The 17295-nt window shown below is 68.5% G+C and carries 22 protein-coding genes; 12 read left to right on the forward strand and 10 right to left on the reverse strand.

The annotated features are described in order from the left end of the window. Window positions 1-236 precede the first annotated feature (236 nt). Entirely contained in the window at window positions 237-842 is a 606-nt protein-coding gene (locus tag HKK74_RS37205) for a MarR family winged helix-turn-helix transcriptional regulator (RefSeq protein ID WP_187248136.1), read from the reverse strand. A gap of 426 nt (window positions 843-1268) precedes the next feature. On the opposite strand from HKK74_RS37205, the gene HKK74_RS37210 reads away from it, so the two are divergent. The 4 genes from HKK74_RS37210 (at window position 1269) to HKK74_RS37225 (ending at window position 2869) form a co-directional block, all read left to right on the forward strand. Further along, complete coding sequence (locus tag HKK74_RS37210; protein ID WP_187248137.1) at window positions 1269-1427, forward strand: hypothetical protein; 159 nt, start codon at window positions 1269-1271, stop codon at window positions 1425-1427. A gap of 8 nt (window positions 1428-1435) precedes the next feature. Next, complete coding sequence (gene rbsK, locus HKK74_RS37215; protein WP_187248138.1) at window positions 1436-2353, forward strand: ribokinase; 918 nt, start codon at window positions 1436-1438, stop codon at window positions 2351-2353. Then, on the forward strand, window positions 2350-2502 hold the full coding sequence (locus tag HKK74_RS37220; RefSeq protein ID WP_187248139.1) for a hypothetical protein: 153 nt from the start codon (window positions 2350-2352) through the stop codon (window positions 2500-2502). The genes rbsK and HKK74_RS37220 overlap by 4 nt, the downstream gene beginning before the upstream one ends. A gap of 145 nt (window positions 2503-2647) precedes the next feature. Then, window positions 2648-2869, forward strand: a complete 222-nt coding sequence (locus tag HKK74_RS37225; RefSeq protein WP_187248140.1) for a hypothetical protein — start codon at window positions 2648-2650, stop codon at window positions 2867-2869. Between the two features lie 271 nt (window positions 2870-3140). On the opposite strand, the gene HKK74_RS37230 is transcribed toward HKK74_RS37225, so the two are convergent. From HKK74_RS37230 to HKK74_RS37240, 3 genes are all read right to left on the reverse strand, one after another. Continuing rightward, a complete protein-coding gene (locus HKK74_RS37230; RefSeq protein ID WP_187248141.1) occupies window positions 3141-4028 on the reverse strand; it encodes a hypothetical protein in 888 nt (295 codons plus the stop codon). Beyond that, complete coding sequence (locus HKK74_RS37235; protein ID WP_187248142.1) at window positions 4025-4561, reverse strand: RNA polymerase sigma factor; 537 nt, start codon at window positions 4559-4561, stop codon at window positions 4025-4027. The genes HKK74_RS37230 and HKK74_RS37235 overlap by 4 nt, the downstream gene beginning before the upstream one ends. 136 nt (window positions 4562-4697) lie before the next feature. Beyond that, a complete protein-coding gene (locus HKK74_RS37240) occupies window positions 4698-4850 on the reverse strand; it encodes a hypothetical protein (RefSeq protein ID WP_187248143.1) in 153 nt (50 codons plus the stop codon). A 278-nt stretch (window positions 4851-5128) separates the two neighbouring features. Here HKK74_RS37240 and HKK74_RS37245 point away from each other — a divergent pair, with 278 nt between their 5' ends. From HKK74_RS37245 to HKK74_RS37265, 5 genes are all read left to right on the forward strand, one after another. Beyond that, complete coding sequence (locus HKK74_RS37245) at window positions 5129-5749, forward strand: TetR family transcriptional regulator (RefSeq protein ID WP_187248144.1); 621 nt, start codon at window positions 5129-5131, stop codon at window positions 5747-5749. Further along, entirely contained in the window at window positions 5746-5958 is a 213-nt protein-coding gene (locus tag HKK74_RS37250) for a ferredoxin (RefSeq protein ID WP_187248145.1), read from the forward strand. Before HKK74_RS37245 ends, HKK74_RS37250 begins: the two co-directional genes overlap by 4 nt. Before the next feature lies 1 nt (window position 5959). After that, window positions 5960-7231 (forward strand): cytochrome P450, encoded by a 1272-nt coding sequence (locus tag HKK74_RS37255; RefSeq protein WP_187248146.1) that lies wholly within the window; start codon window positions 5960-5962, stop codon window positions 7229-7231. 182 nt (window positions 7232-7413) lie between these two features. Further along, a complete protein-coding gene (locus HKK74_RS37260; protein WP_187248147.1) occupies window positions 7414-8211 on the forward strand; it encodes an acyl-CoA thioesterase in 798 nt (265 codons plus the stop codon). 333 nt (window positions 8212-8544) lie between these two features. Further along, a complete protein-coding gene (locus tag HKK74_RS37265; protein ID WP_312882164.1) occupies window positions 8545-9351 on the forward strand; it encodes an SAM-dependent methyltransferase in 807 nt (268 codons plus the stop codon). A 46-nt stretch (window positions 9352-9397) separates the two neighbouring features. On the opposite strand, the gene HKK74_RS37270 is transcribed toward HKK74_RS37265, so the two are convergent. Next, window positions 9398-9817, reverse strand: coding sequence for a DsbA family protein (locus HKK74_RS37270; RefSeq protein ID WP_187248166.1), 420 nt, complete (start codon window positions 9815-9817; stop codon window positions 9398-9400). Window positions 9818-9879: 62 nt separating this feature from the next. Then, window positions 9880-10242, reverse strand: a complete 363-nt coding sequence (locus HKK74_RS37275) for an antibiotic biosynthesis monooxygenase (protein ID WP_187248149.1) — start codon at window positions 10240-10242, stop codon at window positions 9880-9882. A gap of 291 nt (window positions 10243-10533) precedes the next feature. Between HKK74_RS37275 and HKK74_RS41740 the strand changes: the two genes are divergently transcribed. The 3 genes from HKK74_RS41740 (at window position 10534) to HKK74_RS37290 (ending at window position 13279) form a co-directional block, all read left to right on the forward strand. Then, window positions 10534-11451, forward strand: a complete 918-nt coding sequence (locus HKK74_RS41740; RefSeq protein ID WP_187248150.1) for a helix-turn-helix domain-containing protein — start codon at window positions 10534-10536, stop codon at window positions 11449-11451. Window positions 11452-11585: 134 nt separating this feature from the next. Continuing rightward, window positions 11586-12443, forward strand: coding sequence for a nuclear transport factor 2 family protein (locus HKK74_RS37285; protein ID WP_187248151.1), 858 nt, complete (start codon window positions 11586-11588; stop codon window positions 12441-12443). Between the two features lie 188 nt (window positions 12444-12631). Then, a complete protein-coding gene (locus HKK74_RS37290; protein ID WP_187248152.1) occupies window positions 12632-13279 on the forward strand; it encodes a helix-turn-helix domain-containing protein in 648 nt (215 codons plus the stop codon). Window positions 13280-13453: 174 nt separating this feature from the next. On the opposite strand, the gene HKK74_RS37295 is transcribed toward HKK74_RS37290, so the two are convergent. The 4 genes from HKK74_RS37295 to HKK74_RS37310 form a co-directional block, all read right to left on the reverse strand. Next, the gene (locus HKK74_RS37295) at window positions 13454-13987 is read right to left on the reverse strand and encodes a DUF6194 family protein (RefSeq protein WP_246492370.1); all 534 of its coding nucleotides are present in this window, start codon (window positions 13985-13987) and stop codon (window positions 13454-13456) included. 212 nt (window positions 13988-14199) lie between these two features. Next, on the reverse strand, window positions 14200-14775 hold the full coding sequence (locus HKK74_RS37300; protein WP_187248153.1) for an SH3 domain-containing protein: 576 nt from the start codon (window positions 14773-14775) through the stop codon (window positions 14200-14202). Between the two features lie 255 nt (window positions 14776-15030). Continuing rightward, a complete protein-coding gene (locus HKK74_RS37305; RefSeq protein ID WP_187248154.1) occupies window positions 15031-15276 on the reverse strand; it encodes a hypothetical protein in 246 nt (81 codons plus the stop codon). After that, the gene (locus HKK74_RS37310; RefSeq protein WP_312882168.1) at window positions 15273-17264 is read right to left on the reverse strand and encodes a heavy metal translocating P-type ATPase; all 1992 of its coding nucleotides are present in this window, start codon (window positions 17262-17264) and stop codon (window positions 15273-15275) included. The genes HKK74_RS37305 and HKK74_RS37310 overlap by 4 nt, the downstream gene beginning before the upstream one ends. Between the last annotated feature and the right edge of the window lie 31 nt (window positions 17265-17295).

Genomic DNA, 17295 nt, shown 5'->3' on the forward strand with positions numbered 1-17295 from the left:
TTATCGAATCAATGGCTGGGTGTCATCGTGATGGATGAACAGAACGCCATTCTTGTGAAATCGCAGAGGTGCGTTCTAGTGGCCCGAATCGGATATATGGGAATTCGTTCAATAGATAGCCTTTGTGTGGTCCGGGCGTCGATATCGGCCGTATCTCCTCAGGAGGTATCGCCCGTGGCCCGGAACGCGGTGGCCGGTTCACACCGTCTTGCCGGGGGGCGCCGCCGGGGTCGGGGTCACGGCCCAGCCGACGGCCAGTGCCTCGACCAGCCGGACTTCACCTCGATCGTGGAGTTGCGGCAGCGTGCCGCGTAGGCCGCTTCCTGCCACGCGTGCGCACCGGCGAGGAGATCCGACCCGGCGGCGGTGACGGTCAGCGCCGCGCGCCGCGCGTCCTCGTCCGACGCCGCACGCCGGAGGTGGCCTCTCTCTATCGCGTCCGCCACGAACCGGCTCGCGCCCGAACGGTCGATCCCCAGCTGATGGGCGACATCGGCGACCGAGACCCCCGCCTTCGACCGCGCGGCCGTGTCGACGGCCTCCAGCACCATCACGTCCTGAACCTTGCGCTCCCGCCCGGGCGCCTCGCCGACCGCTCCGGTCGCCCATCGGCGTGACCAGAACCGGACCAGGCGAAACAGCGCGGGTCCGCCACCGGTGACCGTTCCGTTCTGAGGTGTCAGCCGGCCGTGGCGCGACAGGTGGGCCAGGGCCTGCCCGGCGTGCTCGAAGGCGCTCACCCTCTCCTCATGTCCGGTGAGCGGACCGCCTTTCGTGGGGTCGCACAGGGCGCGGACGTTGGCGATCATGAGCCGGCGCATCGTCTTGATCAGCTTTGTCACCCGCGAGGAAGTCCGCGCCGGCGGCCTGAATCTGGTTGGCACCCTGCGGCCGTCCTGGTGCTACGGCACCGCGCGGGCCTGGCCCGCGCGGTGCCGTAGCCCAGCAACTCGCCGCCCTGGCCACCGCCGACACTGATCGGCAGGCCATGGCCGGGGACGCCCTGGCCTGCGCTCTGACCGACCCAGTCCAGCTCGCGGCGACCACCGATACCTCGCTGTGCCACGGATACGCGGGCTTGGCCCATATCGCCGTCCCGGTCGCCGCCGACGCCACACCGGCACTCCGCGGATTCCTGCCGGGCCGGGATGCGCGAATCCGATCGCGCCAGGAGCAGAAGGGGGGTCGCACTCGCCGGCCGAGTGTCGAAGGCGTCCTCGAGGGCAGCCCGAGAACCCGGCGAAGAACGTGCGGCGATCCAGGACGGTATGCTCAGCGCCACCATCGCCCAGCAGCCCAAGCTGCTCGGCCGGCTGGCCGTCCAGAGCGCGATCAAGGCGGCGAAGGGCGAAACCATCCAGAAGACCATCGCCGTGCCCGTGAAGGTCGCGACGAAGGAGAACATCGCCCAGCTCACGAGCTTCTGAAGGCGGCCATGACTGCGAAGCCCCACGACGTCGTCGTGGTCGGATCGGTCAACGCGGACCTCGTGGTACGCGTCGACCGGCGACCGGCGCCCGGCGAGACCGTCCTCGGCTCGGATCTCGCGACCCATCCGGGCGGCAAGGGCGCCAACCAGGCGGTCGCCGCCGCACGGCTCGGGGGACGCGTCGCGATGCTCGGCCGGGTCGGCGACGACACGCACGGGGAGTTCCTGAGGGGGACGCTCCGCCGCGAGGGCGTCGAGGTCGAGAGCGTGATCAGCACACCCGGTCCCAGCGGAGTCGCGTTGATCACGATCGGCCCGGACGGTGACAACACGATCATCGTCTCGCCGGGCGCGAACAGGTGGTTGTCAGAGGCCGACATCGCGGGGGCGCGCCCGCTGCTCACGGCGGCCGCAGTGGTCTCGCTCCAGCTCGAGATCCCGATTCCTACCGTGCTGGCGGCGGCGCGGGTCGCCGCCGAGGCCGGTGCCCGGGTGGTGCTCAACCTCTCACCACCCGACCGGTTGACCGACGAGTTGCTCGCGCTCTGCGACCCGCTCGTCGTCAACGAGCATGAGGCGGCCTTCCTGCTCGGCTCCTCGCAGGACCTGAGCGGGAAGCCCGGCCCTCGGTGGGCCCGGGCGCTGCTGGCGCTCGGCCCGCGGTCGGTGGTGATCACCCTCGGTGCGGACGGCGCGGTCGTCGCCGACGGTACCGACGTGGAAGTGGTGCCGAGCCCGAAGGCCGAGCCGGTGGACACCACCGGCGCCGGGGACGCGTTCACCGGAGCGCTCTCGTGGCGGCTCGCGGTGGGCGACGACCTGGCGACCGCGGCCCGTTTCGCGGCCCGGGTGGGCGCCGCGGCCGTACGACGGGAAGGCGCACAGGGTTCCTATCCCACGCTGGAAGAGGTGGCGGAGCCGTGAAGCGCGCCGGGATCCTGAACGCCACCCTCGCCGGTGCGTTCGCCCGGCTGGGCCACACCGACCACGTCCTCGCGCGAACGTGTTGCTGCGCTGCGGCGTCGCGTTCTGACAAGCCGTGGGTGGGGTGCCCGCAGAACCTGCGACGGTGACGCGGCGGCCGGCGCCCGGCCGGCGCGTACGGCAGCCGTGGCGGGCGGGGAGGCGCGCTCCGGTGCGGCCGGAATTGACCTGAACAAGAGTTGAGGTTCTACGGTCGGCCCGTGAGCAGGGTTCTGGTGACCGGTGCGACCGGCAATGTGGGCAAGCGCGTCGTCTGCTCGCTGGCCGGAGCCGGATTCGGAGCGCACGCTCGGCGTTGCCAAGCCGACCAATCGCTACCTGGTCGTGGACCCGGCATGGGCTTTCGCCAATGATCGACCGGTCATGCTGATGTACCTCAGCGACGAATACGGCGGCGCGTACCTGGCAGCTGACATCAAAGGCAAAGTGCTACGCCGCGTTCCTCGAGGCGGCTGACCGCGGACGCCGGTGGGTCAGGCGGCGTAGTCGCGGACAATGCGAAGCGCGTCGGCTTTGGGCGGCCGACCCGTACCGGGTGCGCGTTCCGACCGGTGCGGTGGTGGCGGCAAGGCACGATGGGGGCGGGACCTGATCCTGCGCACTGCTGACACGAGCCATCAGGTGCCGTGGCCCCGCCCCATCTCCCGGAGAGAGTGACCGTTGGAGCGCCACGGTCCTACGCCGTCGGCTGGATCCCCGCGATCCGCCGGGCGAGCAGGCCGCGGAGCTAGTCCTTGATGACCTTGTCGCGCGGGCCGCCGTAGACCGGGTTCTTGTCGTAGCGCTTGTCGGTGACGAGCAGCCGGACCACGCCGAGCTGCGCCTCCTGTGCCTCCCAGACGACCCAGTCGTCGCCGACGCGAGTGTTCTGCCTTTTCGGGTCCATCGTGAAGCCGTAGCTGTTGGGGTTGGGATCGATGATCTGGTAAACGACTTTCAGGCCGCGCTTCTCGATCTCCGGTACGACCTCGCGCACGGTCTTCTCGTCCACCCGGTACCCGGCGAGTGAGCCGCTCTTGGTGGTGGCCAGGGCGCTGTCCTCGTAGGCCTCTTTCGGCTTGGCCGGCCGGCCCACCTTGAAGTGCTGGCCGGCGGTATTGGTGGAGAAGGACAGCAGCATGGTGCAGCCCGGGCTCGTGAGCGCGCAGCCTTCGGGCTCCTGGTCGACCGTGAAGAACGAGGTGCCGGACTTCCCCCTGAGGACGGCACCGCTCTCGAAGATCTGGCCCACGAACCGCGGGGAAGCGGGCTCGAGCTCGAGCGTCACGTCGACGCCGATGGCGCGGAAGGCCTTCTCGAACTCCGCCGGGTCGGCGAACGGGTCCTTGATCCGGCTCTTCCACCGGTCGCCTTCCTTCCAGACCTCGATGGCCGAGCTGGCGTAGGAGGTGGCGGTGCCCTTGCCGTTGACGACGCTCGGGCCGATCAGGGCCGCGGCCGCGAGCGCTGCGGTGGCCGTGGCGGCCGGCAGTATCCGCTTCAGGGGCCGTCGCCGCGGGGCGGGAGCGGGCTCCTCGGCGACGATGGCGGCGAGGAGTGCCTGCGCTCCCGCGCCCGACGCTTGGCCGGCGAGGTCCTTGTCATCCACTCTGGCGATCTGCTGCAACTCGTTCATGCGGACTCCATCGCAAAGTGGTGGGCTGTCACTCCGGCACTGGCCAGGGCTTGGGAGAAGCGCTTGCGCGCGCGGTGCAGCCTGATGCGCACCGCGTTGCGGGACACACCCATGACCTTGGCGATCTGGGCGTTATCGAGGCCCTCCCAGGCGACCAGCGACAGCAGCTCGCGGTCGTCGTCGCTCAGCTCGCGGAACGTTCTGGCGATGGTGTTCAGTTCGGCAACGCCCTCAGGCGTGCGGGAGTAGAGCTCGGCGATGTCGACGTTCAGCTCGGCGCTCCTCTGCTGTCTGCGCACCTGGCCGCGGCGGTGATTGGCGAGGGTGTTGCGGGCAACGCCGTACAGCCACAACCTCGCCTCGTCACCGTGCGGGAGGGCGTCGATTCGCCGCCAGGCGGTCGCGAAGGTCTCGGCCACGACGTCGGCCGCATCCTCTGGGCTCGGGCAGCGGCGCATGGCGTACCCGAGGATCTGTTCATAGGTCTCGGTGTAGACCGCCTCGAACCTCGACGTTCTTGCTTGGGTGCTCACATCTTGCTCATGTCTTGAGAGGCATCAGCATTTCAGCCTTCATTCGGACGTGAGACACATGAGTAAGGCCCGCGCGTGCGCGGCGGCTTCATCGACCGTCGTGATGAAATCCGGTGATCCATGGTCGTGCCCCCTCTTACGGCGACTCGAAGGGACCTGCCTCAGGTGTTGCGGCGGGGGCGTCCGGGTGGCGGGCGGCTTCCTCATCGCCATCGGGCAGTAACGCCGACTCCAGCCGTTGCAGGGCCATCAGCAGCGCGAGGACGACGACCGGACCCAAGATCGCCATGACTATCATCGGACACACCTCGCTAACCTTTTGCCCCTTTTGTCCTGATGTGTCCTACCGTGTGAACCGGTGTCCAAACACGGCGTTCTCCGAGGTCGTCCCATGTGGTCACCGTGGGCGGCCGGCGCTGGTCGGGTTGGTCGGACGGGCCGCCGGTGACGGCATCTCAGTAGTAGCCGATCTGGCCCATCGAGCCGACTCGATGGGCCGGATCGGCGTTCTCCACCGGGCCCACGCCCACCCTTGACGTATCAAATGAACGGTCTTTTAATTCCGTCATGGGCCGCATCGCAGGCGTCACCGCCGCCGAGACCCGAGAGCGGCTACTGCGCGCGGCCGCGGACGTCTTCGCCGAGCGCGGGTACGACGGCACGCGCGTCGCCGACATCGCCGCGGCCGCGGGGGTGAGCAATGGTGCGTTGTACGCGCACTTCGGCTCGAAGGCGGAACTGCTGGTGGCCGCGCTGCGCGCGCACGGGCGGCGGCTGCTCGCCGACTACCTGTTCGCAGCCGATCCCGATCGCTCGATCGCCGAGCTGCTGCTCGTGATCGGCCGGTCGCTTCCCCGCCGCCGCGACGCCCGCGGCCATCTCATCGTCGAGGCGCTGGTCGCCGCCCGGCGCCACGAGGACGTGGCCCGGCTGATGCGCGACTACGTGGGAGAACGCGCCGATTGGCTCGTCGGGCTGGTGGATGTCGCCCAGGCCGGGGGCGAGCTCGACCCAGCGCTGTCGCCGAACGCTTTCGCCCACTTCTGCCTTCTGCTGGCGATGGGAAGCGCGCTCGTCCCGCCGGACCTGCATGGGGTCGGCGGCGAGGAGTGGGCCGCCTTGCTGACCCGCGTCGTGGGTGCCCTGGCCCCCACCGACTCCACGGCACAGATGGGAGAAACGCAGTGAAAGTGCAGATCGACTCTGGGCGTTGCCAGGGGCATGGCCGCTGCTACGACCTCGTCCCCGACCTGTTCGGCGAGGACGACGAGGGCTACGGGACGGTCCTCGGCGACGGCGACGGCGACGGCGTCGTGCCGTCGGGCAAGGAACACGACGCGCTGCTGGCGGCGTCCAACTGTCCCGAACGTGCGATCAACGTTCTCAAGGAGGCGTGACATGACCGCCGACGACCGCTTCGCCGAGGACTTCCAGGAGATGCGCGAAGGTCGTCCCCTCGGCACGCGCAACGAGATCATCACCGGCCCGGTGTCGGACTGGGCGACCGACTTCTCCCACCTCGAGCCGGAATGGGCCGCCGATCCCTACCCCCTCCAGGACGACCTGCGGCAGCGCTGCCCGATCGCGCACACCGAGCGGTTCGGCGGCGCTTGGCTGCCGACGCGCTACGAGGACGTCGCGGCCATCGCCTACGACACCGAACGCTTCTCCTCGCGGGCGATCATCGCGAGCAACTTCCGCCCGCCACGCGAGCTGGCGCCGATGGGCGCCGTGCCGCCGATCTCGTCCGACCCGCCGTTCCACCACGGCGCGCGCAAGCTGCTGCTCCCGGCGTTCACCAAGTCCGTGGTCGCGAGGCTGGAGACGGCGACCAGGGCGTTCTGCCACTCGCTCATCGACGCGTTCGAGGGACGGGACGTCGTCGACGCCGCCCACGACTACGCCCAGCACATCCCGATGCGGGTCATCGCCGACATGCTGGGCTTCCCCCCGGAGGACGGACCGCGGTTCCGTGACTTCGTCGAGAACGCGCTCGAAGGCGTCAACCTGCCACCCGAAGAGCGCATCGCGCGGATGGAAGACCTGTTCGACTACCTGCTCACGCAGATCCACGACCACATCGACAACCCGCGCGACGACCTCACGACCTACCTCATCAACGCCGAGCTCAACGGGCACAAGCTCGACCCGTCCCACGTTTCCGGCACGATGGCCCTGCTGCTCATCGCCGGCATCGACACGACGTGGAGCGCGATCGGCGCCTCGTTGTGGCACTTGGCGAAGACGCCCGACGATCGTGAGCGCCTCGTGGCCGAGCCCGAGTTGCTGCCGGCCGCGATGGAGGAGCTCCTCCGGGCCTACGCGCCGGTCACGATGGCAAGACTGGTGAAGGAGGACATGCACTGGAACGGCGTGGACATGAAGGCCGACGACTGGATCCTGCTGTCGTTCCCTGCGGCCAACCGTGACGCCGCGCAGTTCGACCGGGCCAGTGAGGTCGTCATCGATCGCGAGGTCAACCGGCACGCCGCGTTCGGCCTCGGCATCCACCGCTGCGTGGGTTCCCACCTCGCACGCATGGAGCTTCGGGTCGCCCTCGAAGTCTGGTTGGAGCGGATCCCCGCCTTCACGCTGGACGACCCCTCGGCGGTGACATGGGCCGCAGGTCAGGTCCGAGGACCACGCACGCTCCCAGTCCGCATCGGCTGACCCCGGACGCCCGGGCCGGTCCGAGTTCGCGTCCGGTCGGGACGAAATCGTCTCCGACCGGCGAGACAGGTGACGAGGCCGCGGTCGATGGCAGACCCGCGAACTGCAGGCACGGCTGCCGCGCTCCTTACCGGCAGGACGGCCCCCGCCGAATCTGACGCCCCGTCTGGAAGAGAGGCATCGTGACCGACGCATCATCGTTTCAGAAGGCGCTGGAGCTGGAGCAGTTGGACAGCGATCTGTTCGAGGCCCTCTTTCCCGGGGTCGGGAGGGGACGGACCTTCGGTGGCCAGGTGGCGGCACAGTCCCTGCGCGCCGCGGGCCTCACCGTCGGCAGGTCCAGAAACGTGCATTCCCTGCACTCCTACTTCATCCGTCCCGGACGACCGGAGGAACCTCTGCGTTTCGAGGTCGCCAGGACGCGCGACGGGCGCACGTTCTCCACCCGCTCCGTGACGGCCGTCCAGGAGGGCAAGCCGATATTCGAAATGATCGCATCCTTCCACGACCCCGAACCGGGGGAGGACTGGCAGGCGGTCGCGCCGCTGTCCGTGCCGCCACCTGAGGACCTGCGGCCCGTGCGGCTCTCCAGGCTGTTCGGAGATGGCCAGGCATTCGAGATCCGTCCCGTCGTCACCCCTGATCCCGAGGGCTTCCCGATCTCCCATCCCTTCTGGGTACGGGTGCCGGTGCCCGTCGACATCGAGCCGGACCTCCATGCGTGCCTGCTCACCTACCTGTCGGACATCGCCGTCGTGCGCGCCGCCCGCTCACCGGAATCGGATGTGTCCTACGGCCTGAGGGTGAGTCTCGACCACTCGATCTGGTTCCACCGGCAAGCCCGGGTCGACCAGTGGCTTCTGTACACCATGAGTCCGGTCGCCCACATCGGCGTCCGCGGCCTGGCCCAGGGCTCGATGCGGGATGTCGAAGGGACGCTGGTCGCCTCGGTGGCCCAGGAAGTCCTCCTCCGGCGTTGAGACCGCCGGTCGGTACGCGTCTCAGAAGGAAAGAGGCCGAACCGGGGTCGGTCAGTCTTGAGCGAGTTGTACGTGTATGAGTTCGGCCAGGTGTGCGAGTCCGTCAACGCCGATGTCTCCAGGGCGGGGATCACGCAGCCGAACCGCCGCCGGATCGCTGAGACGAGTGCAGCGGGTCAGGCTCGAGTTGACCGAACCCGTAGGGGCTGAGCGGGCGCTCAGATCCTCACGCATCGCACCCAAACGGCGAATCGGCCGTATTCCCCTAGGGCGGGCACTTATGATCATCTACAGCGATTAATGCGTCGTAAGCATCCCTGGACGGAGACTTTGGTGAACGAGCAGCAGGCGGAATGGGCGGCCAAAGGGGTCGACATCACCAAGCCGAGCATTGCCCGGGCCTATGACGTCGTGCTGAACGGCAAGGACAACTTCGCGGTCGACCGCGCCTTCGTCGGTGAGATCGTCAAGGTCGTGCCCGAGATCTATGACGTGGCCACCTACAATCGCCAGATCCTCGGCCGAGGAGTGCGGTTCCTCGCCGACCAGGGAATCCGGCAGTTCCTCGATCTCGGTTCGGGTCTGCCCACAGTGCGCAACACCCATCATGTGGCCCAGGAGGTGGCCAAGGAGTCACGCATCGTCTACGTCGACAACGACCCGATGGTGCTGGCCCACGGCCGTGCCCTGCTCGTCGAGAACGACCGGACGACGGTGGTGACCGCCGACGTCCGGGAACCAGAGAGCATTCTCGGCGACCCAGAGGTCAGAAACCTGATCGATTTTACTCAACCGGTCGCGATCATGCTGGTGGGCATCCTGCACCACCTGCACGACGACGAAGGCCCCCAGCGCATCGTCGACATGTTCATGAACGCCGTCCCCTCCGGCAGCCATCTGTTCGTCACCCACTTCTGCGCCTCCAGCCAGGACGCCCGCGACGCCGAAGAGAAGTTCCTCGCACTCCTCGGAACCGGCCGCTTCCGGACCGAAGAAGAGATCCACGCTTATTTCAGTGGCCTCCAGCTCCTCGAACCCGGCGTGGTCCCGCTCCCGAACTGGCGACCTGACGGCCCCGTCCCCGACGAGCTCACCATCGGCCAGAAGCTGATGTACGGAGGACTCGCACTCAAGCCATGAGCAGGAACCGCAGCGCGACTGCACGTCGTCCCGGTGCCGGGCGGCATCAGCCGGGCCGGTCGGTAATGCTGCGCTCCAGCAGCCGGGTCAGCTCTGCGGGTGGCTGGACGGCCGACACCGGAGGCCGGGTGCCGACCAGTGCGGGGACGCCGGTGACGCCGTCCTCAACGGCGTGTTCCCCGTCGGCCCGGACGGCGCCGGCGTAGGCGTCCCCGGACAGCAGGGCGCCGACGTCGCCGGTGTCGAGACCGGCCTCGGCTCCCAGGCGTTGCAGCACATACGGGTCGGCAATGTCGGATCCGTCGGTGTGGTAGGCACCGAGCAGGTGTTCCAGCATCTGGTCGGCTCGGCCGCAGGCGGCGGCGAGGTGGAGGAGCCGGTGGGCGTCGAAAGTGTTGACCGGCCGAGCCTTGTGCAGGTTGAGCTTCAGGCCCTCTGCAGCGCCGAGGCGCCGGATCAGATCAATGCGGGCAGCCGCCTGATCACCCCACCACCCGCCACCGGATCATTCTCTGGCATGGCGCGGCTTCAGGAGTCGGTCCGCTGGGGGCCGGGCCCCACCTCGCGCACCACCACGTATCGGGGGTCGCCGCTCATCCGCGGTTCGGCATTGCCTGACATGCCCTCCAGTGCGTGGCCGATCGCGGCCATCCGGCCCTGGGTGCCGGATGTCGCCTCGAAATGGCGGTAGTCGGCCTCGCCGGCCCAGTGCACGATGTTGTAGACGCGGGTGCCGTCGACGCTCACGTGGAAGCGGGCAGACCGGTAGCCCGGATAGAACCGCACCCAGCGTTCCTGAATCTCCGCGAAGGCCTCCACCAGCTCCCGCTGGGTGTCGGGGCCGTCCACGGTGTAATCGATGATCGAGTAGAAGCCGGAATCCGCGCTCACCGACACGCTCCTCACAGTCAGATGCGGGGCAAACCCTTGCGCCCCCATCCTTCAACCTCGACCAGAGTTGAGGTCAATGGTCGAATGCCGGACTCCCGGACCACACCCGCTCGGCGTCACCGGCGTGTACCCGGCCCCTGGCTCGCGCCCAGCGCGCCACCACCCGTGCCGCTACGTCCAGGTACCAGCGAGCAAGGAGCCGTGCCCAGAGTGTCGCGGCCGGGATGTCACGTCTCGGCGGTGGAGCCCGGCCTGTGATGAGTCGCCCGGTCGGTTTGGCAGCATGGGAGCGTGGCGTCGTTTCCGTCTACCTCTCAGCCCCTCCTGACACCGCGCAGTGCGATCGAGTTCCGCGGCGGCGCGGACCGGGCACTGGTCGCGGCGCATGACCGAGCGTCGCTGGAGGTGACCAGCAGCGGACTGGGCTGGCGTGGAATAGCGGTCGAGGGCGGCCGGATGCCGGGCTGGGACGTCCAGGATCTGGTCGTCGAACAGCACATGATCGCGGTGAACCTGGATACCGAGCCGTTGGCCTTCGAACGGGTCGAGCACGGCCGGACCCAGACGGCCACTATGCCCCCGGGCTCGGTCTGGGTGAACCCTGCGGGCGAACCGATCACCCACAAGATCCAGGCGCGTTCGCACTTTTTGAATCTGACCCTGGAGCACGCGCGGCTTACGCGCCTGACCGGTCAGGGGGACCTCGAGTTGCGCGGCGTGATCGGGGAGACGAACCCGCAACTGGCCGCGTTGATGACCGCGGTCTCCGCTGAGGCGCGCCAGGGCGGCCGGCACGGCCGCCCGCTGTTGGACACCCTCGCCTTGGCGGTCGCCACACTGTTGTGTCAGGACTTCGCTGCTGCCGGCCCGGTCCGTGAACCGACCGGGCCGCTCGCCGATCGGCAGATCCAACTGGTGATGGAGCTGATGAAGTCACGGCTGGCCGAGGGGGTGTCGGTGGTCGAACTCGCCGACACCGTCGGTTACAGCCCGGACCACTTCGCCCGCTGTTTCCGCGAGGCCACCGGCGACACCCCGCACCGGCGCCTGACGTTCCTACGGTTGGAGGAGGCGCGCCGTCTGCTGCTGGCCACCGACCGGCCGGTGGCCGAGATCGCCGCCGCCACCGGATTCGCCGACCACTCGCATCTGACCCGCAGCATGCGCCGGATGTTCGACCTCACGCCCAGCGAGTTGCGCGCCGCCTGACCGAACCTGTCCCGGCCGCCGCTCTCGCGGAATCGTTCAAACCGGCTGCACGCTCACGTCCAAGCCGGCAAGGCGCCCTCGGCGGCAGGCTGATCTCCGAAGCCGACGAGCACTTTGAAAGCTGAGGAGACACGATGATCACCATCACCGGACTCGCCGACCGGCTGGCCATCATCGACGTGGTCAACCAGGTCGCCACCGCAGCCGATCACCGGGACTGGATCACCTGTCGGGCGGCGTTCACCGACACCATCGACCTGCACCACGACTCCGGGCCGGGCAGCGACACCGTCGCGGCCGACGACGTGATCGACCGCTGGCGCCGGATCTGGGACGGCTTCGCCGCCACCTCTCACGCCGTCACCAACCACGACATCCAGATCGACGGCGATCGGGCGCGCTGCCGCTCCCACGTTCAGGCACTGCACGTCGCGGCCGGTACGGTCACCGGAGAGAACACCTACACGACCCACGGCTTCTATGATGACCGTCTGACCCGCACCACCAACGGTTGGCAGATCACCGCCTGCGAGTACCGGCAGATCTTCGAGTCCGGCAACAAGGAGATCTTCGCGAACCCCGCCGAGGACACCCGGACCCGCAACGTGACCGCCGTGCAGACCTACTTCCGCCTTCAGCAGGAACAGGACTTCGAAGTCTGGATCACGTTGTGGGCCGACGACGGCGCACAGGCCATCCCGTACGCTCCTGAGGGGTTCCCGAGGCTGGTCACCGGCCGCGCCCAACTGGAGAGCGTCTATCGGAAACTGTTCACCGGCTACGCCAAGCTCACCATCCACGACCTCCGAGTCGAAGCCCTCCACGACCCCACCCGGGTCCTCGCCCGCTGGCACACCCACGCCGACCTCACCGACGGCAGCACCTACGACAACGACCTCATCGGCCTGTTCGAATTCAACGACGACGGCACGCTCCGCCTCCTGACCGAGTACTTCGACCCCACTCCCTTCAGCGCCGTCACCGGCTCGTAAAGCCGCCTCGTGGCGGTCGGCGATTTCTTACCACCTGCCGCCACAGCCGGCAGGGGAGCGGTGTCGCAGCCGCGCTGCATGACCTGCCGACCGATCCGGCACAGGTCCACATTCATCACAACGAGTAGCGCGCATATCACGTACTGGGGTAGTTACGCAGATGCTGACGAGTCATACCATCAGGCGTCATGAGCACGCGACGGGTCGAGGTCGAGGCCGAGGTCCTCGACTGGCTCTACCAGCTCCCCACAGCCTCTTTCGCGACAGCGGCGTTCTTCATCAACGTGCTGTCGATCCAGGGCGCATTGCTGTCCAGGCCGCACACGACGCAACTCGCCGGCAAGTTCAGCAGGCTGCACGCGCTGCGCTTCTTCGCCGGGCTGGAACCGGCCGGGATCACCTACTGGTTCGGACCCGACCATCGGATGGTGCTCCTGACGGTGTTCCGAGACGGTCACGTGCAGAGGCGCTACGAGGTAGACCGCGCCAGCGAGGCGTTGCGGCACTGCACGTCGCACCGTCCGGACGACCACGTGCGCTGGCCGGAGCTCTGCGATGAGCGGATGACCGGTCCCTCGGCCGCGGAGGTCTTCGAGGACGCGAGGCAATCGTACGAGTTCGGGCGAACCGTACGGACAGCACGGGAGAAGCAGCGCTGGAGCACCCGAGCGCTGGCCGACGCTGCCGGCACCAGTGAGACGGCCATTGTCCGGTGCGAGGCGGGCGGCATGCCGCCGACCAGCCCCGTGGCCCTGCGGATCACTCACGCGCTCGACCGCTACCACGTGTCCAGGACGCCGAGTGTCCCGGCGCCGCGCGTCGGCGAGGCCAGGTGAGCGATGAGGTCGGCATCGCCGCCCATCGGCAGCTCAGCCAATCCTGCGATAGGTGATCGCGAGGTCGTGCTCCCAAGTAGCACCGTCATCGCGCGATGGACGGCGCGGACCCGCCCCGGTATAGGAGAAATCGGAACTGCCAACAGGTCCAGTTCCCGCTGCCGCCCTATGCGCTCAGGTGCGGCGGCGGTGTCGTTGGACCGCCAGGGCGTGGGCGTCGGTGAGCATTGAACATGCCAGTGCGGCGGTCGTCTCCCCGGGGTTGAGGATCGCCACCCAGGCTTGGGTCGCGTAGGCCGGGTGCGGGACCAACTGGTCGAGGGCGGTGTAGTCGAAGCGCGCGGACCGGGCGGCGTGTGCGCGGGGCGGGTGGCCTATCAGCTCTTCGAATGCGGTGCGGCCGACAGCGATGTTCAAGCGGAACACGCCGGGACGGTTCAGGTTCGAGGCGGTGTCGAACCCGTCGTAGTCCTTGGTGACGATCGTGGCGAAAGGCATCCGGCGGTCGGTGGCCGCATCGCCGTCCGGGTCGTAGAAGAAGAACGAGTCGCCCCAGGATATTTCTGGCGCGCCGCTCGCTTCGCTTGCGGTGACTGCAACGACGCCCGGCAGGCCGATCACGAACGCGATGATGTCGTCCTGTGTCATGGGACGAATCCCTTTAGCGGCCATCGAGGCCGTGGGCTGGAGTTGTTGCGCGGATTCCATGGCTTCAAGTATTTCATTGAAGTGCTAATTGAGACTTTTCTGAGATAGCAGCAGCTGACTGCGGGGACCCATGCGGCGAACCTTCAACTCGCGAATGAATCAGACGGCGTGGACGTCAACCGGTGAGCCGTCGGCGCGTCGTTCCTTCGAGTTGTTTCCCGCCCCCGGCGGCCAAGGGGCGCCGGGGGTCGGGGGTGGCGTGCCATCTATGGCTATCTGGCGGGGCCGTTACCTGGAATGCCGCGCAGGTAGCGGGTCGAGGACCATCCGGTCCTGCCGTTGGGTGCCTTGACCTGTCTCCAACCGTGCGCGGACCGGCATGCGCCGGCGGCGCGCCCGTCGCTCTTGTGGAGTCGGCCGATGATCCGGTAACCGGTTCCCGGACCGGTGCGAACGCGCAGATGGCTGCCGGGCCGCACTCGCGTGACCTGGTAGGCGCATCGCAGGGCCCGGTGGTGGGAACTGCGCACCGGGCGCAGGTTCTTGGCCAGAACCCAACCGGTTCTGCCGTTGGGTGCCTTGACCTGCCTCCAGCCATGCGTGGACCGGCACGCGCCGGGGATCCGGCGGCCGGTCGAGCCCAGGCTGCCGACCGCCCGGTTCCCGATCCCTGGACCGGAGAGGACGTCGAGGGCGGTGCCGGTCGGCACCTGCGCGACCTGGTAACTGCAGGACCAGGCCGGGAGGGTGGGGCGGGTGGCGGCCTGGGAAGGTGACCCGGCAGCCAGCAACCCACCTGCGACGGTGGACGCGGCCAGGACGGCTGCGGCTCTCGTGATGGGTGTCACTGCGCTTCTCCCTTCGGTCTGAGCTCGCCGCCGGTTCGATGTCCGGCGAGACGGCCGAGGTTTCCCGGCCGGATGCTCACACACAGTGATTGACTCATTACAAGATGTTTAAACGCATGCTCACTTCTTCATATATTGGGTACGTGGGTCTGTGCATGCGGTCAGGGTTCGGCGGACGATGGCATGGTGGAGGTCGAGGGAGAGTTCAGATGCGGCATCATGCACATGCGGTGGTCTCCGGCTTTGCGCTCGTGCTCAGGAGGGTGACGGCAACGGGTGCGCAGCGCTCAGAACGAGGTCGTCACCAGGTGCCGATGCCTGGAACAAAACGCCCGACCGCAACATCATCAGGGTGCGGAACCCGAAGGCCAGGATGAGCCACAGCAGATAGAAGACCAGGGCCAGTACGGCGATGATTACATTTCCTTTCTCGTCACCCGGTTTACCGCGGGTCAGATTGAGTGGGCATGGGGGATCGGTGAGCCGGGCCGTGCGCATCACTGCGGTGCCCCTCGACGAGTGAGCGCCGCCCTGTGCCAGGCGGCGGGACGTAGTAGCCGTAGTCCGTTGAGGCCGACGATGATGGTGGAGCCTTCGTGCCCGGCCACGCCGAGTGGCAGGGGGAGGTGGCCGAGCAGGTCCCAGGCGACCAGCACGGTGATGAAGGTCGCGGCGATCGCCAGGTTGGCGACCACGATCCGGCGGGCTCGGCGGGAGAGGGCGATGACGGCCGGTACGGCGGTCAGCTCATCACCGGCGATGACCGCGTCGGCGGTTTGCAGTGCGAGGTCGGAGCCCGCCCGGCCCATGGCCATTCCGACGTGTGCGGCGGCCAGCGCGGGTGCGTCGTTCACGCCATCGCCCACCAGGAGCACGTTCTGCCCGCCGCGCTGCAACGCGTTCACTGCCTCGACCTTGTCCTGCGGTAGCAGGCCCGCGTGGACGTCGGTGATCCCGACTTCGGTGGCCAGGCGGGCGGCGGCATGTGGGTTGTCTCCGGTCAGTAGCACTGGCGCGATCCCGGTGAGCGCCGTGATGCCGGCGACGGCATGCGAGGCGTCCGGTCGCCGCCGGTCGGCCAGCCCGAGGATTCCGGCGTTGCGCCCGTCGAGGCGCACGACCGCCGTCGTCTGCCCGTCGGCTTCCAGCGCGGTGACGGCTGCACGGCCGTGATCTTCCTCGGCAAGGAGGCGGGCTGCGCTTCCGACCTCGACCCAGCGGTCGCCGACACGTGCGCGTACGCCATGGCCGGGAACCGAGCCGAACTCCCGTTGCCGTTGCAGCGGCAGCCCGGCTTGGTGTGCGGCGTCGACCACCGCGCGGGCGAGCGGGTGCTGCGAGGGCTGCTCCGCGGCGGCGGCCAGCGCCAGCAGCTCCTCGCCGGTGACGGCGGCGCCGGGAAGGACACGCACGGTCGTCAGATGCGGGTGGCCTTCGGTCAGGGTGCCGGTCTTGTCGAAGGCGACTCGCGTACTGGTGCCCAGGTGTTCCATCACGACGGCGGACTTGACCAGGACTCCGTGGCGGCCGGCGTTGGCGATCGCGGCCAGCAGCGGTGGCATGGTGGCCAGCACCACCGCACAGGGCGAAGCGACGATCATGAAAGTCATCGCCCGCAGGAGTGACGAGGTCGCGTCGGCGCCGAAGGCCAGTGGCACCGCGAAGACCGTGACGGTGGCGGCCACCATGGCGACCGAATAACGCTGTTCGATCTTCTCGATGAACAGCTGAGTTCGCGCCTTGGTCGCGCTTGCCTGCTGGACCATGGCCACGATGCGCGCGACCACCGTCTCACCGGCGGGCCGCTCGACCCGTACCCGCAACGCACCAGTGCCGTTCAGGGTGCCGGCGAACACCTCATCACCGGGAGCCTTGTCGACCGGCAACGACTCCCCGGTGATCGTGGCCTGATCTACCTCGCCGGCCCCTTCGAGCACCCGCCCGTCGGCGCCGACGCGCTCACCGGGCCGGACCAGGATCACGTCACCGACGACCAGCTGTTCGGCGCCGACCACGTGCTCGGAACCGTCTGCGGCCAGGCGGGTGGCGGTGTCGGGCGCCAGATGGAGCAACCCGCGTACCGAGTCGGCTGTCCGCTGCGTCGCGTACGCCTCCAGCGCGCCGGAGGTGGCGAAGATGACGATCAGCAGCGCGCCGTCGAAGACCTGGCCGATCGCCGCCGCGCCGATCGCCGCGGCGACCATCAGCAGGTCCACATCGAGCCGCCGCTCGGCCAGCGCGCGTACCCCGGCCCACCCCGGCCCCCAGCCGCCGGCCGCGTAACACGCCAGGTAGAGCCCCCACCACACCCAGCCTGGTGTACCGACCAGATGCATGACGGCGCCGATGACGAACAGCACTGTCGCGGCGGTCGCCCAGCGCACCTCACCCACGGCGAAGAAGCGAGCGGCACCCGCGCGCCACGTTCGCGCCGGGTCCGCGGACTCCTCGGCACTCCGATGTTCCTCACCCTGCAATCTCAATGCCACCGCAGCATCGTATATGCGTATGCACGCAGAT

It is taken from the genome of Actinomadura alba (assembly GCF_014323705.1).
GTDB lineage: Bacteria > Actinomycetota > Actinomycetes > Streptosporangiales > Streptosporangiaceae > Actinomadura_C > Actinomadura_C alba.

Bases quoted from the DNA above. Each gene is read 5' to 3' on its own strand.
- HKK74_RS37285 (WP_187248151.1), top strand. From the start codon at position 11,586: ATGATCACCATCACCGGACTCGCCGACCGGCTGGCCATCATCGACGTG.
- HKK74_RS37230 (WP_187248141.1), bottom strand. From the start codon at position 4,028: ATGAACGAGTTGCAGCAGATCGCCAGAGTGGATGACAAGGACCTCGCC.
- HKK74_RS37255 (WP_187248146.1), top strand. From the start codon at position 5,960: ATGACCGCCGACGACCGCTTCGCCGAGGACTTCCAGGAGATGCGCGAA.
- HKK74_RS37210 (WP_187248137.1), top strand. From the start codon at position 1,269: ATGCTCAGCGCCACCATCGCCCAGCAGCCCAAGCTGCTCGGCCGGCTG.
- HKK74_RS37245 (WP_187248144.1), top strand. From the start codon at position 5,129: ATGGGCCGCATCGCAGGCGTCACCGCCGCCGAGACCCGAGAGCGGCTA.
- HKK74_RS37290 (WP_187248152.1), top strand. From the start codon at position 12,632: ATGAGCACGCGACGGGTCGAGGTCGAGGCCGAGGTCCTCGACTGGCTC.
- HKK74_RS37240 (WP_187248143.1), bottom strand. From the start codon at position 4,850: ATGGCGATCTTGGGTCCGGTCGTCGTCCTCGCGCTGCTGATGGCCCTG.
- HKK74_RS37225 (WP_187248140.1), top strand. From the start codon at position 2,648: ATGTGGGCAAGCGCGTCGTCTGCTCGCTGGCCGGAGCCGGATTCGGAG.
- HKK74_RS37295 (WP_246492370.1), bottom strand. From the start codon at position 13,987: ATGGAATCCGCGCAACAACTCCAGCCCACGGCCTCGATGGCCGCTAAA.
- rbsK (WP_187248138.1), top strand. From the start codon at position 1,436: ATGACTGCGAAGCCCCACGACGTCGTCGTGGTCGGATCGGTCAACGCG.